Here is a 13,390-nt window from a genome sequence, read left to right as displayed (position 1 = left end):
AGCCCATCACGCCGTGTAATTTCTACGCCGCCGGGCCGATTTGCCACCATTCCGGCAGCAGCCGGCGCACCTCCGGCGCGGCAAAGCGGTCGTCGATCAGGTAGACCACGCCTTCGTCCTGCTGCGTGCGGATCACCCTGCCCGCGGCCTGCACCACCTTGCGCAAGCCCGGATAGAGATAGGCATAGTCGTAGCCCTGGCCGAAGGCCGACTGCATGCGCGCGCGGAACTGCTCGTTGACCGCGTTGAACTGCGGCAGCCCCAGCGTGGCGACGAAGGCGCCGATCAGGCGCTCGCCGGGCAGGTCCACGCCCTCGGCAAAGGCGCCGCCCAGCACGGCAAAGCCGATGCCTGCGCCATCCGGGACAAAGGCGGACAGGAAGGCGGCCTGCGCCGCCTCGTCCATGCCGCGCGACTGGACCCAGTACGGAATGTCGGGATGGGCCTGCGTGAAATTCGACACGGCCTGCTGCAGGTACTCGTGGCTGCTGAAGAACGCGAGGTAGTTGCCGCGGCGGGCGCGAAACTGGTTCGCCATCAGCGCGGCAATGTCCGGCAGCGACTGGCCGCGCCGCGCATAGCGGGTGGAAATCCGGCTGGCGATACGTACTGACAGTTGTTCCGCCCGGAACGGCGACGGCACCGCCACGCGCGCGCAGTCGGCAGGCAAACCCAGCGTATCGAGGTAGTAGGCGGCCGGGTCCAGCGTGGCCGAGAACAGCGTGACGGAATGCGCCGCGGCAAAGCGCGGCCGCAGGAACGGCGCCGGGATGACGTTGCGCAGGCACAGGCGCGCATGGTTGCCGCGCCGGGCGTTTGCGGCGAGGGCTGGCCGCTGGATATCGAACAGCGAACTGGCATCGAGCTGCTCTGCCAGCCGGCTGAAATGCAGCGCATCGAAATAAAAGCGCTGCAGCGCCGGGTCGATCGCCGCGGGCTGCTCGGTCATGTGCGCCAGCACGGCCGCGCAGCAGTCATCGAGCGCCCGCAGCAGGGGCGCGGGCACTTCCGGCAAGACTTCATAGGCAACGTCGGCCTGCCGCGCCAGCGCGCTCCAGTGGCGCGCCAGCCGGGCCAGCGGCCTGGCCACCGCGCCGGGCGCGCCGCGCCGGGCTTCGCGCAGCGCGTGCGGATCCAGCTCGGCGGTGTACATGGCGCGGCCGCGCTCGACCAGGTTGTGCGCCTCGTCGACCAGCACGCTTGCGCGCCAGCCGTTGGCGATCGTCAGCGCATACAGCAGCGCGCTGCGGTCGAAGAAATAGTTGTAGTCCGCCACCACCACATCGCTCCAGCGCACCAGTTCCTGCGCCAGGTAGTAGGGGCAGATGCCATGCGCCAGCGCCAGCGTGCGCACCGCGGCACGGTTACGCACCGGCACATCGCAGGCGGCTTCGCGCGCGGCCGGCAGGCGATCGTAGAAGCCGCGCGCCAGCGGGCAGGATTCGCCGTGGCAGGCGAGCTCCGGATGCTCGCAGGCCTTGTCTCGCGCCACCAGTTCGATCACGCGCAGCGGCTGCGCGCCGTGGCTGCGCAGCGCCTGGGCGGCCTGCAGCGCGACGCCGCGCCCGGTGGAGCGCGCCGACAGGAAGAACGCCTTGTCGATGCCCTGCCCCGGCATCGCCTTGAGCAGCGGGAACAGCGTGCCGACCGACTTGCCGATGCCTGTCGGCGCCTGGGCCAGCAGGGTGCGCCCGGCGCGGTTGGCGTTGTAGACCGCCTGCGCCAGTTCGCGCTGGCCAGTTCGGAATGCCGGGTGCGGAAAGGCCAGCCGCGCCAGCGCGGCATCGCGGGCCTGCCGGTGCGCCAGTTCGGCCTGGGCCCACCGCAGGAAGCGTTCGCAGGTCTGGACGAAGAACGCATCGAGCGCGTCCGCGGTGAAGTGCTGCACCACCGGGTGCTCGCGCTGGCCGATGATGTCGAAATAGACCACGGCCACGTCGATCCCGGGCAATCCGAGTTTGCGGCACATCAGGCAGCCATAGATCTTTGCCTGCGCCCAGTGCAGGTGGCGGTGGTTATCCGGCACGGCGGCCTCGCCGCGCACGGTCTTGATTTCTTCCAGGCGGTTGGCCCCCGGATCGAAGCCATCGGCACGGCCGCGAACGTGCAAGGGCCCAAAATCCGCCGACAGCGGCACTTCCGCCTGGTAGTCCGGTCCGCGCCTGCCGGTCACCAGGGAGTGGCCGGCGACGCCTTCCTGCGCGGTTGGCGTCGGCACGAAGCGCAGGTCGAGGTCGCCTGCCCTGGCGGTGAAGTCGCACAACGCGCGCACGGCGACGACGTAGGCGGGAGCTTGCGCTGGAGCTGGGGCACGAACGGGGGCGGCAAGTGGGTCGACGGACACGAAGGCTGGAACGCTAAAAAGGCTGTATGAATATACAGTATCCGAACCGATTCTCCCGCCCTGTGCGGCAACGGCGGCATAAGGAAAGAGCAAATCGTTATTCCACCAGCGGCAAGATCCAGAAGCACATGCTGCGCACTGGCGCGCAGGTGTAACGCACCGCGGTTCAGCCGCCCGGCGCCGCCCGCGTCCGCAGCAGGGCACTCGCGCCGCCGGCCAGTGCTCCACGCGCCGGGCGCCCGCGCCGGCCCGCCGCGGCAACGCCCTGGCTGCCGGCACCCTTCTGTTCGCGATATTCGACAAGCATCGCCTCGCGCTGGCGGATGCGTTCTTCCAGTACGGCAATCGACTGGCTTAGCCGCATCATCTCGCCGCCCTGGCGTGAAGCCGCTTCGGCAGCGTGCGCCAGCCGCTCCAGCGCGGCCTTGCGTTCTGCTTCCAGCAACTTCTGCGCTTCCTTGCCCGCCATGCGGGCCGCATCCAGTTCCAGCGCCAGCCGGCGTTCGCTGGCCGTGGCGCGGGCGGTCATGGTTTCGCGCTCCTGGTCCCACGCGCCGCGTTCCGCGGCGAATTCCCGCTGCAACGAGGCACGGGCCTCCAGCGCGACGCCAGCCTCGGCTCGCAACGTCTCCACCTGCTGCTGCAGGCCTGCAGCGCGGGCTTCGGCCTGTGCGCCGCGCTCCAGCGCCTCGTCCCGCGCGCGCGTCAGCTCCGCCATCGCCGCTTCGGCACCGTCCAGCCGCGCCTGCATGACCAGGCGCTCCTGCTCCAGCGCCTCCCGTTCCCTGGCCAATGCCGCCTGCGCGTCGGCCAGCGCCGTTTCGCGCTGGGTCAGCGCCGTTTCCGCCTGCGCCTGGGCAACCTGCAATGCAGCTTCCCACAGGTAACGCGCCGCTTCGGTGACCGGTTCCGGGCAACCCGGCTTCGGCGCAAAGCCTTGCGGATCCTGCAATCGCCCGCCGAGCGCGGCGAACCAAGCGTCGAGGTGGGGGCTGACAGTATTGGGCGAACCGCGGCCCAGATGCAGGCGGATGCGTTCGATGGTCGGACGCTGGCCTGCCTTGAGCAGGCTGTCGGCGGCGGCCCAGACGTCGTCGCGATTGATGCCTCGGGAGCGGAGCGTTTCCATGGTGTGATCCGGAGAAGACCCAAATAAGGTTCGATAATGGAGACTTATCGAGCGCTATTCGATATTTATGTATGATATAATACAGCATACATCATATTTATTATGATAACAGCTGACCCGCTAGCCAACCCACCGCAGCTTGCCTCCGATGTCGAATTCCCGGCGCCGCTCCGCCCGTCTGAACTGGATCCCCTCGCCGAACAGGCCGCGAACACACTGCGCCGCGAAGGCGAGTCGTCCAACACCGTGGCGAGCTACCGCTCTGCCCTGCGTTACTGGGCTGCCTGGCACGGGCTGCGCTATCGCCAGCCGGCCCGGCTTCCGCTTGCTCCTGCCGTCGTGGTTCAATTCATCGTCGACCACGCTACGCGGCAGACGCCGCACGGGCCGGTCTGTGAACTACCCCCGGCGATCGACCAGGCGCTGGTCGCTGATGGATACAAGGCACGACCCGGCGCGCCCGCGCTGTCCACGCTGACGCACCGCCTTGCGGTGCTGGCCAAGGCCCACCGCATGCAGCAGTTGCCCAATCCTTGTGCCGACGCGTCCGTGCGCGAATTGATGTCCGGCATCCGCCGCGCCTATGCGCGCCGCGGACACCGCCAGGCGCGCAAGGCCGCGCTGACGCGCGACCCGCTGCTGCGGCTGCTCGCTACCTGTGATGATTCGTTGCGCGGCGTCCGTGACCGCGCGCTGCTGTTGTTTGCATGGGCCAGCGGCGGCCGCCGTCGTTCCGAGGTCGCACGCGCGACGGTGGAGAACCTGACGCGTGTCGCGCCGGGTGAATTTGTCTACGTGCTGGGCTGGTCCAAGACCAACCAGTCGGGCCGCGACCACGCCGATGCCGCCAAGCCGGTGACGGGTGCAGCGGGACAGGCACTGGAGGCGTGGCTGGCCGCTTCGGGAATTGCCGGCGGACCGCTGTTCCGCCGCATCCGGCGCGGCGGACATGTGGGTGAAGGCTTGTCCGATGCCGCAGTGAGCCGCATCGTCAAGGCGCGCTGCGCGCAGGCGGGACTTGAGGGCGATTACTCCGCGCATTCGCTGCGCGCGGGTTTCGTCACCGAAGCGGCGGCGCAACAGGTGCCGCTGGCCGAGACCATGGCGATGACCGGCCACGCCAGCGTAGCCACAGTGGTGCGCTATTTCCGTGCGGCGGACATGCAGCGCTCGCGCGCTGCGGACCTGCTCGGGCCTGCACAAGCGGAAGAACAAGACGGCTAGCGGGCGCAGAGCGCGCCGCAAATTCGGGTATTTCGCTAGCCCCGTGCGCTGGCCCGGGATGCGTCAGGTGCCTATACTGGCAGGCGCGCCGGACATTGCCAGATGCGCTGGCCGGCAGTACCCGGAGGTCCGGGGCAGGTGATGGCGGCCCGCCCGGACGAGCCCACGATGTGCGCCGGAACGCGTGCCGGAGTGACCGGACCGGCTGCCGGGCCAACCCAGTGGAAATGCGGAGATGGGCATGCCCAACGAACAATTCCTCGCCACCCAGGAAACTCGCCGCTCGGGGCTGCAAGCCTTGCGGGCGGCCTTGCTGCAAGTTCACAAGGAAGTCATCGGCTACGACCGCGACCAGTACGAACGGCTGAACGGCCCGATCCCGGCCGGACTGTTTGTCCAGCTGGTCACGGAGGACAACTTCTTTCGCTGGCTCGATCCGCTGTCGCGGCTGATCATCGAGGTCGATGAGGAACTCGAATCGAAGGAACATCACGACGAAACCTGCCGCGCCGTGGCGCGCGCCGCTGAAAGGCTCTTCAGCGACGGCGCCGATCCCGGCTTTCGCAAGCGCTACCAGGAAGCCTTGCAGGACGAATCGGGCGTCATCGTGGCGCACGGGCGACTGATGTCCGTGATCGGCCAGCTACGGCAGCTGCCCTAGCTGCCGTGGCGTCTATCAAAACGTAGCGTCAGGCCCCTGGCGCTAGCGCACTTCTGCATCAAGCGAGATGGCCAGGAAGTCGTGCGCCTTGGCCATCCCCGCCAGACATCCCGGCCAGACATCCGTCATCGGCCCCTGCCTCCGCCATGTCCGCCATGTCCGCCATGTCCGCCATGTCCGCCATGTCCGCCATGTCCGCCATGTCCGCCATGTCCGCCATGTCCGCCATGTCCGCCAGCAGCCCAGCCGCCTCTGCCACGGCCGCCGCCGTGCCAGCCGCGGTGTCCATGGTGTCCGTGCCTCCAGCCGTGGCCACCGCCACCATAGATAAAGGCAAAGCTGCCGTAGTAGCTGCTGTATCCGGGGCCGTAATAGGGGTAGCCGGGCGCGACCGGATAGCCGCTGTAGTACGGTGAGCTGACCGGGTAGGCGGGATAGGCCAGGTAGTCGTCGCTGGCATAGGGATAAGCCACGCACCCGCTGGCCAACACCACCGCAAGCAATATTCCATATCCGAAGCGCATGGGGTTCCCTCCTTGCATCGCCAGCGTGCATTGCGGGCACAGGTTAGACCCCCGCCACTGCCACGCAATTCCACCGGCGCCCGGCCCGCAATTGGCGATGACTTACGGTCGCTGCGCCGCAGCCCCATCCAAATCACGACAATTCAGGGACATATTTAGGATTTGTCCGATATTCGCATGAGAAAGCCCGTATTACATTGCCCTTGCACCCGGCCCGCGGGTGCCCCGACAGAGCCAGGTTGCCCCCCTTCCTGGTTCCTTGCACTGCCACGATGGTCCCCGCCATCGTGGCAATTTTTTTGAGCACGCGCGGGGCTACAGGCCCTTCTCGACCATTTCCAGCAGCCGTTGCCCGAGCGGCTCGGCCATTTCGCGCGCGCGGCTGCGCAACGGGCCGTCGATCAGCAGGATTGCCAGCCCGTGCACGGCGGACCAGGCCAGGTACTCGGCACCGGGCCGCCGCTCGGGTGGCAATGCGCCGGACTCCACCAGCTTGTCGAGCGCGGCGCCAAGCAACTGGAACGGGTTGAGCCCGCTGTTGCCCGCCTTGGCGGGATCGGCGTCATCCTCGACCTCATCCGGCACGGAGAATGCCGTACGGAACAGGCCGGTTTCCGTCAGCGCGAAGCGCAGATAACCCGTGCCGACCGCGCGCAGGCAGGCGCGCGCATGGGCAGCGGCGCCACGGCCGGGGCGCAGTCCGCCAATCTCTGCCTCCATGGCAATCGCCAGCGACGACAAGGCTGACGCTCGCACCGCCTGCAGCAGGTCCTGCCGGCTGGCAAAGTGCCGGTAAGCCGCATTGGGAACGACGCCGGCGCGGCGCGTGGCCTCGCGCAGCACGATGGCGTCTGGGCCACCTTCGCGGGCCAGGTCAATGCCGGCGTCAAGCAAGGCGCGGCGCAGGTCGCCATGACGGTAAGTGGCGCGCGCCGGTGGCGCGGGGACGGCCGGCTTCATGCGGCTCCCCTGTGATGCTGGAATCGGTTCATTATCTGTAGGCGCTTATAGTGAACAGTGTACACAAACAAAGCGCCATCGGCTCGCCGCGGGCCCGTATCCGCAGGCCGGCATCCACAACCGGTATCAGAGAATGGGGGCGAACAGCTTGGCCACGTGCATGGCCACGCGCAGCGGCGCGGGCGCGCCCAGGAACTCATCCGGCCCGATGCGTGTGGCGTTGGCGAAATCGGATTCCAGCATGGCCGCCACGTCGGCGGCGAACCCCTTGTCCGCCGTCATCACCATCAGTTCGAAATTGAGGCGGAACGAGCGGTTGTCGAGGTTCGCCGTGCCCACCGCGGCGGCCTCGTCATCGATCAGGATCACTTTCTGGTGCAGGAACCCGGGCTGGTAGCGATACAGCTTGATTCCCGCCGCGACTGCCTGGTACGCATAGATTGTCGACGCGGCGTAGACGACGACGTGATCGGGACGCGCCGGTATCAGGATGCGCACATCGACGCCGCGCAGCACCGCCAGCCGCAGCACGGCGAACACCGCCTCGTCCGGCACGAAATACGGCGACGTGATCCACAGCCGGTGCCGGGCCGACTGGATCGCCTCGACAAAGAACAGCGAACACGTTTCCTGCGAGTCCGCTGGACCGGTCGGGACCACCTGGCATGTCATGCGCCCGCCCACCTCGGCTGGCGGCATCAGCAAATGCGGGACTTCGCGCGCGGCCCAGTACCAGTCTTCGGCAAAGGACATCTGCAGGTCCAGCACGGCACTGCCGCGCAATGCGATATGGGTGTCGCGCCATGGCGCCAGCGACGGATGCTCGCCCAGATACTCCACGCCGACATTGTGGCCACCAATAAAAGCCTCGCGCCCGTCCACGATGACCAGCTTGCGGTGGTTGCGGAAGTTGAGCTGGAAGCGGTTGACGAAGCCGCGATGCGTGGAAAACGGCCGGGCATCGACACCCGCCTCGAGCAGCGTGCGCACGTAGCGGCGCGGCAGCGCGTGGCAGCCGATGCTGTCGAACAGGAAGTAGACCTTGACGCCGGCCTGCGCGCGCTCGCACAGCAGCGCCTGCAGGCGCCGGCCCAGCGCATCGTCGTGGACGATGAAGAACTGCACGATCAACACTTCCCTGGCCTGGCCGATCGCGGCAAAGATGGCATCGAAGGTCTGCGTGCCATTGACCAGCAGCCGCACGTCGTTGTTGGCCAGGCATGGCATGCCGGTCAATCGCGGCAACGCGCGCATGCAGACCTGCGTTGGCTCGTGCACCACGCAGGCGCTGCGGGCCTCGCGTTCGCGCGGTGTCATGCCATGGCGGATCTCGCGCAGCCGGTCGTCATTGAAGCGGCGCGCATCGACATAGCCGGCAAAGGTGCTGCGTCCGAAGATCAGGTAAGGGACCAGCGTGACATACGGCATCATCAGCAGCGACCCCGCCCAGGCGATCGCGCCAGGCGCGGTGCGCACCGTCATGACGGCGTGCAGCGCCGCCACCAAGCCGACGACGTGAAAGGCCAGGAGGATGAAGGCGATGACACTCGGGCTCTGCAGCATCGGTGGCTTGAGTCCCTGGACCGGAACACGATGCGCGCTATTTTGGCACACCGCGGGCGGGATGTTGATGCCGCGGCGCACGCCTGCCTTCTTTTTTGGCACGCCGATGGGATGACGGTGCCATGCGGCCGCCAGGCCTGGGGCCGGCCCGTTGTCCACAGGATCTGTGGACAACTTCGTCTCCCCCCCGGCCCCGGCCGGCCATCAATGGCCGCCATTTACCGCGCTGCCACAAAAAGGGCAAAAACGGCGAGCTTCTCGGAAACATCTGATTGTTCCACGGCACGCGGCTTTTTACGCTTTGAGGCCGGTCCGATCCCGTTGAAGCGCTGTCCGGTATCTGCCCGCCAAGCGTCCGCTACCCGTCCTGTTCCTGCGGTTCTCACACGCCGTCACGCTCGCTTCGTATGCCGTCGCCGATCACTATTGCGCTGCTGCTGGGCAGGTCGCCCCAGCTCCAGGACGTTCCAGACCTGCTGGTGCGCTCGGGTTTTCGCTGCAGCATCTTCGACGCGGGCCGCGACCTGATCCACAGCGCCCTGCAGCAGACCTACGACATGCTGCTGCTTCCCGACGAAGTGGCCGACATCCCGGCCATCGACGTGATCCGCGCGGTGCGCAGCGCGCGCTCGCGCGATGTGCCGATCATGATGCTGGGCAGCGACAGCAGCGAAGACCGCCTGGTTGATGCGCTCGACGCCGGTGCCGACGACTACATGTGCCGTCCGCTCAGCCACCGCGTGCTGCTGGCGCGCATTGCCGCGCTGCGCCGGCGCGTGACCGGCGAGCGTTTGCGCCAGGGGCTGGTGGTGCGTGCCGGCCCGTACCAGCTCAACAGCATCGGGCGCTTCGCCACGCTGCGCGACGAGCGCATCGCACTGACGCCGAAGGAATTCGACCTGGCCATGCTGTTGTTTTCCAATGTCGGCAGGGTGATGCCCAACAGCCGCATCGAGCAGACGGTATGGCGCCATGAATTGCCGCCGCTGTCACGGGCGCTGGCGGGGCTGATGTCGCGGCTGCGCAAGACGCTGCGGCTTGGCATCGAGAACGGCATCATCGTCACCGTCGTCTACGCCCATGGCTATCGGCTCGATGTGCTGGAGGAAAGCAGCCTGCCGCGCCTGCCGGCAGCCGGTCGCAAGCCCCCCGGTTGCTAGCCCTGCAGCGCAGCCGCCAGCGACAGGAACTCGAGCACCGCCATGCCCGTGGCCGAACGCTTGGCCTCGCGCTTGGCGACTGCCGCGGCGGCGCCGATATGCTGGCTGCCCAGGCGCTGCAGCGCAGCCACGCCCTCCCCGCTCACGCACACCACGCCCGCTGCCATCGATACCGGCGGAAAGAAGACCGGCTGGCCGTGCCTGTCTTCGCCCTGCATGCCGCCTGCGGCACGATCCCCCGGTGCATACATGGCGAGGGCCGCATCGTTGAAGCGCCGGATCGCCTCGTGCATCCGTGCCGGCCAGTCGCGGCTCTGGAACAGCACCAGGAAGTCGTCGCCGCCGACATGGCCAAGGAAATCGCGCGCCGGATCACATGCCTCGGCCAGGATCGCGGCGGCGCCCTTGAGCATTTCGTCGCCCTTCCAGTAGCCGTACTTGTCGTTGAACGGCTTGAAGTGGTTCAGGTCGACATAGCACGCGCGGAACTCGCTGGCGGCTTCGATCAGGCGCTCGATATGCTGGTTGAGCGGGATATTGCCCGGCAGGAACGTCAGCGGATTGGCATAGCGGGCCGCCTCCATGCGCACTTCGGTGATCGCGCGGATCAGGTCGGCGCCGGTGCCCAGCCCGATATAGCGCCCTTGCTCGGTGATCAGGAAGCCATCGGCCAGCGAGCGCGTATTCTCTCCGGACAAGATCTGCGCCATTTCCTCCAGCGTCGCGCGGCGCTCGAAACAGGCGGGTTCGCGGTTGGCCATGGCAATGCAGGCCTTCTTGCCATACAGCTCGCGGTGGAACGGTGCGGCGTAGCGGTCGATAAAGCCCTGGCGGCCGATGATGGCAAGCGGCCGGCCATCGTCATGGACCACCGCCACGGCGTGCAGCTCGGGCTGGTCCTGGAACATGCGCAGCACCGCGTCGTTGCAGGTGGAGGGCGATACGGTCGGTGCCGGGCGCAACAGCCGCCCGGCAGTCATGCCGGACCAGCCCGAGCGCACCACCTGCGGAAACACGGCAATATGCCGGGATGCCAGCGTGCGCCGCACCTGCGGTGCCACCTGCGTATCCGGGCGCGCCGACGGCCGGCCGATGTAGTAGCCCTGCGCGCAGGTCACGCCGAGGTCGCGGACCACCGCAAGTTCGTCCTCATGCTCGATTCCCTCGGCAATGACGCGCCCGCCGAAGGCACTCATCATGCGCATCACCGCACGCAGTATCTCCAGCCGCCGCGAGCACGAAGCGATGCCGCATACCAGCGACTTGTCGATCTTGACGAACTGCGGCGACAGATGCGCCAGCAGGTCGAGATTGGCATGGCCGGAGCCGAAGTCGTCCAACGCATACTGCATGCCCAGTTCGCGCAGCAGCGACATGGCCGCGCCGAAGCTCGCGGCATCGCCGATCGGGGTCTGCTCGGTGACCTCGACCACCAGCCGCGACGGTGCGATACCGGCTCGCAGCAACGCCGCCGACAAGCGCTCGCGATCGGCCAGCAGATGTCGCAACGTCATCGGACTGAAATTCAGGAACAGCTTGCCCGGCAGCTCGAGGCCGCGCCAGGCGGCCAGCGCGGTGCGCGCCGCCTCGATTTCCAGCGCAATCGTGTTCTCGACGCCCTGTGCAAGGCGAAACAAGGCTTCCGGCAACGCGTAAGGCGAGCCTGCCGGGCCGCGGACCAGGGCTTCGTAACCGAGCAGCTGGGCATTGCCGGCCTGCACGATCGGCTGGAACACCGCATGTAGCGGCGGGATCTGCGCGCGGGGCACCGCAGGCGCGGCAGGTACGCCTGTTGCGAGGTGGAACGGTAGCAGTGCGGCGTCGTGGCCGGGCATGAATGGATCCGGGAGGCGAAGCAGATTGGCAGGGCACAAGACCACAGAGGCGGGCCACATTGCATGACATAAATGTGACAGCACGATGACAGTCCCCTGCCTGTCATGTCACGCCGGCGTCACGTTGATCGGCCACCATCCGTGCGCCGCCAGCGACCCTCCCGCACGAGGAAGGCGCGACGGCAAACCGGGTCAAGCCCGGGCTGCGCTGCCGCCTGCCGCGGTTGGCTGGACGCGCGCCCGTCAGGAGTCATCTCCGTGTTGCACGTCATCAAGTCAAGCCTGCCGGGCCGCCGCCCGGCTTTTGCCGTACTGGGCCGGGCCGCCTCGCGCCTGAACCGCCTGCCGCTGGTCGCACGCGTGTGCGCCGCCTTTGCCCTGGTCTACCTGTTCGGGGCCGCGGTCGGGTTGACCGGCATCGCCAACCTCGTTTCGATCAAGGCGCGCACCGATACCCTCTACCAGCAGGACATGCATGGCGCCATGTCGGCCGAGCGCGCGCATTCGGCGCTGGCCGCACTCGGACGCGCCCAGCTGGCGCTGACCATGGCCACCAGCGGCGCCGAGCGCGACACCGCCGCCGCCGAGATCGACCAGGCGCTGGCGCGGCTCGACACGGCGCTGGGCGGGGTGCGCCAAGCCAGTGCCACGCAGGCCGTGCCGCTGCTCGACGCCAGGCAACGCGCCGCCGGGCTGGTGCAAGGCTATGTCGCGCTGCTGCGCAAGCAGCCGCTCGATCCGTTGCAGTTCGACAGCGCGGTCTCGGTCGAGGGCCACTTTGTCACCGAGCAATTGCAGGCGCTGAGCCAGCGTATCGAGGCGGTGCGCGTGCAGCAGGAGCGGCAGGCCGCCGCCACCGTGGCAAGCGTCGCCAGCAGCCAGTTGCGCGCGCAAGCGTGGATGGTAGCCCTGCTCGGCGCCAGCCTGCTGGCCGCCGCAGGGCTGGCGTGGATCGCGGCACGCAGCCTGCGTGCCGAACTGGGCGGCGAGCCGCGCGACGCCGCCGAGATTGCGCGGCGCATTGCCGCCGGCGACCTGACCGCCACGATCGCGCTGCATCCGTCGGATCGCAGCAGCATGCTGCATCACGTGGCGGGCATGCGCGACCAGCTCGCCGGGGTGCTGGCGCGCATTCATGGCTCCGCGCAGGAGGTCGCCGCGGCCAGCCAGCAGATCGCCGCCGACAATCACGCCTTGTCGGCCCGGACGCAACTGCAGGCCAGCGCACTCGATGCCGCGGGCGCCAGCATGGAGACGCTGGCGGGGCGCGTTGCCGACGCGCACGCCCAGGCGACCGAATCGAGCCTGCTGGCCGACCAGGCGCGCGCCGCCACCGATGCCGGCGCAGACGTGGTGCGGCAGATGCGCGGCGCCATGGACGCGCTGCACGGGCACTCGCGGCACATCGCGGAAATCGTCAGCGTGATCGAGGGCATCGCGTTCCAGACCAATATCCTGGCGCTCAACGCCGCCGTCGAGGCGGCCCGAGCGGGCCCGGCCGGGCGCGGCTTTGCCGTGGTTGCGCAGGAAGTGCGCGCGCTGGCCCAGCGCAGCGCCGATGCCGCGCGCGAGATCGGCGGCATCATCGGCACGGCCACACATGAAATCGGACTGGGCGCGCGCCTGAGCGGAGACGTGGTTGCAGCCATGGAGCGCATCGCCACCGCGGTCCGGCACAGCCATGCGCTGGCCGGAACCCTGTGCGCGCTGGCCGACCAGCAGGCCGCCAGCGTGCAGGCGGCTGCAGGAGCCGTCACGCAGCTGCGCCTGACCGCACAGCAGAATGCCGCGCTGGTGGACGAACTGGGTGGTCAGGCCGGTCGCCTCGATCACCAGGCCGCGGTCCTGGCCGAGGACGTGGCGCGTTTCCGCTTCTGAGCGGCAAGCTTTATTGCTCCCCGGTCTCGCTTGTCCGTCAGGCAGCCGTCACCGTCAGGCAGATGTGTCAGCGCGAAACATTTGTCATGGCGAAGTAACCGGCATTTACGTC

General features: G+C 68.1%; 10 protein-coding genes. 4 read left to right on the top strand and 6 right to left on the bottom strand.

The annotated features are described in order from the left end of the window. Positions 1-22: 22 nt before the first annotated feature. Both K309_RS0116305 and K309_RS0116300 read right to left on the bottom strand, forming a co-directional pair. A complete protein-coding gene (locus K309_RS0116305; RefSeq protein WP_051320487.1) occupies positions 23-2,344 on the bottom strand; it encodes an ATP-dependent DNA helicase in 2,322 nt (773 codons plus the stop codon). Between the two features lie 166 nt (positions 2,345-2,510). Next, positions 2,511-3,473, bottom strand: coding sequence for a DNA-binding protein (locus K309_RS0116300; RefSeq protein ID WP_029047431.1), 963 nt, complete (start codon positions 3,471-3,473; stop codon positions 2,511-2,513). Between the two features lie 102 nt (positions 3,474-3,575). Between K309_RS0116300 and K309_RS0116295 the strand changes: the two genes are divergently transcribed. Both K309_RS0116295 and K309_RS0116290 read left to right on the top strand, forming a co-directional pair. After that, the gene (locus tag K309_RS0116295) at positions 3,576-4,697 is read left to right on the top strand and encodes a site-specific integrase (RefSeq protein ID WP_051320486.1); all 1,122 of its coding nucleotides are present in this window, start codon (positions 3,576-3,578) and stop codon (positions 4,695-4,697) included. Between the two features lie 235 nt (positions 4,698-4,932). After that, positions 4,933-5,358, top strand: coding sequence for a hypothetical protein (locus K309_RS0116290; protein ID WP_029047429.1), 426 nt, complete (start codon positions 4,933-4,935; stop codon positions 5,356-5,358). A 58-nt stretch (positions 5,359-5,416) separates the two neighbouring features. On the opposite strand, the gene K309_RS41730 is transcribed toward K309_RS0116290, so the two are convergent. The 3 genes from K309_RS41730 to cls all read right to left on the bottom strand — a co-directional run bounded on the left by K309_RS41730 (position 5,417) and on the right by cls (position 8,405). Then, positions 5,417-5,647 carry a hypothetical protein gene (locus tag K309_RS41730; RefSeq protein ID WP_156914380.1) on the bottom strand — a complete coding sequence of 77 codons (231 nt, stop codon included), beginning with the start codon at positions 5,645-5,647 and terminating at the stop codon, positions 5,417-5,419. A 550-nt stretch (positions 5,648-6,197) separates the two neighbouring features. Beyond that, positions 6,198-6,842, bottom strand: a complete 645-nt coding sequence (locus K309_RS0116280) for a TetR/AcrR family transcriptional regulator (RefSeq protein ID WP_029047427.1) — start codon at positions 6,840-6,842, stop codon at positions 6,198-6,200. 126 nt (positions 6,843-6,968) lie between these two features. Beyond that, positions 6,969-8,405 carry a cardiolipin synthase gene (gene cls, locus K309_RS0116275; protein WP_029047426.1) on the bottom strand — a complete coding sequence of 479 codons (1,437 nt, stop codon included), beginning with the start codon at positions 8,403-8,405 and terminating at the stop codon, positions 6,969-6,971. A gap of 419 nt (positions 8,406-8,824) precedes the next feature. Between cls and K309_RS0116270 the strand changes: the two genes are divergently transcribed. Then, a complete protein-coding gene (locus tag K309_RS0116270) occupies positions 8,825-9,565 on the top strand; it encodes a response regulator transcription factor (protein WP_029047425.1) in 741 nt (246 codons plus the stop codon). On the opposite strand, the gene K309_RS0116265 is transcribed toward K309_RS0116270, so the two are convergent. Then, positions 9,562-11,400 (bottom strand): EAL domain-containing protein, encoded by a 1,839-nt coding sequence (locus K309_RS0116265; protein WP_029047424.1) that lies wholly within the window; start codon positions 11,398-11,400, stop codon positions 9,562-9,564. The genes K309_RS0116270 and K309_RS0116265 overlap by 4 nt on opposite strands. A 258-nt stretch (positions 11,401-11,658) precedes the next feature. Between K309_RS0116265 and K309_RS0116260 the strand changes: the two genes are divergently transcribed. Then, positions 11,659-13,278 carry a methyl-accepting chemotaxis protein gene (locus K309_RS0116260; protein WP_029047423.1) on the top strand — a complete coding sequence of 540 codons (1,620 nt, stop codon included), beginning with the start codon at positions 11,659-11,661 and terminating at the stop codon, positions 13,276-13,278. Positions 13,279-13,390: the final 112 nt, after the last annotated feature.

Source organism: Cupriavidus phytohabitans (assembly GCF_000426345.1).
GTDB lineage: Bacteria > Pseudomonadota > Gammaproteobacteria > Burkholderiales > Burkholderiaceae > Cupriavidus.
Note: the sequence above shows the minus strand (reverse complement) of the source record. Positions and strands in the feature narration are given on the sequence as shown.

What these genes read in the sequence shown, in the direction of transcription:
- K309_RS0116295 (WP_051320486.1), top strand. Translation starts at nt 3,576, where the DNA reads ATGATAACAGCTGACCCGCTAGCCAACCCACCGCAGCTTGCCTCCGAT.
- K309_RS0116290 (WP_029047429.1), top strand. Translation starts at nt 4,933, where the DNA reads ATGGGCATGCCCAACGAACAATTCCTCGCCACCCAGGAAACTCGCCGC.
- cls (WP_029047426.1), bottom strand. Translation starts at nt 8,405, where the DNA reads ATGCTGCAGAGCCCGAGTGTCATCGCCTTCATCCTCCTGGCCTTTCAC.
- K309_RS0116280 (WP_029047427.1), bottom strand. Translation starts at nt 6,842, where the DNA reads ATGAAGCCGGCCGTCCCCGCGCCACCGGCGCGCGCCACTTACCGTCAT.
- K309_RS41730 (WP_156914380.1), bottom strand. Translation starts at nt 5,647, where the DNA reads ATGGACACCGCGGCTGGCACGGCGGCGGCCGTGGCAGAGGCGGCTGGG.
- K309_RS0116300 (WP_029047431.1), bottom strand. Translation starts at nt 3,473, where the DNA reads ATGGAAACGCTCCGCTCCCGAGGCATCAATCGCGACGACGTCTGGGCC.
- K309_RS0116265 (WP_029047424.1), bottom strand. Translation starts at nt 11,400, where the DNA reads ATGCCCGGCCACGACGCCGCACTGCTACCGTTCCACCTCGCAACAGGC.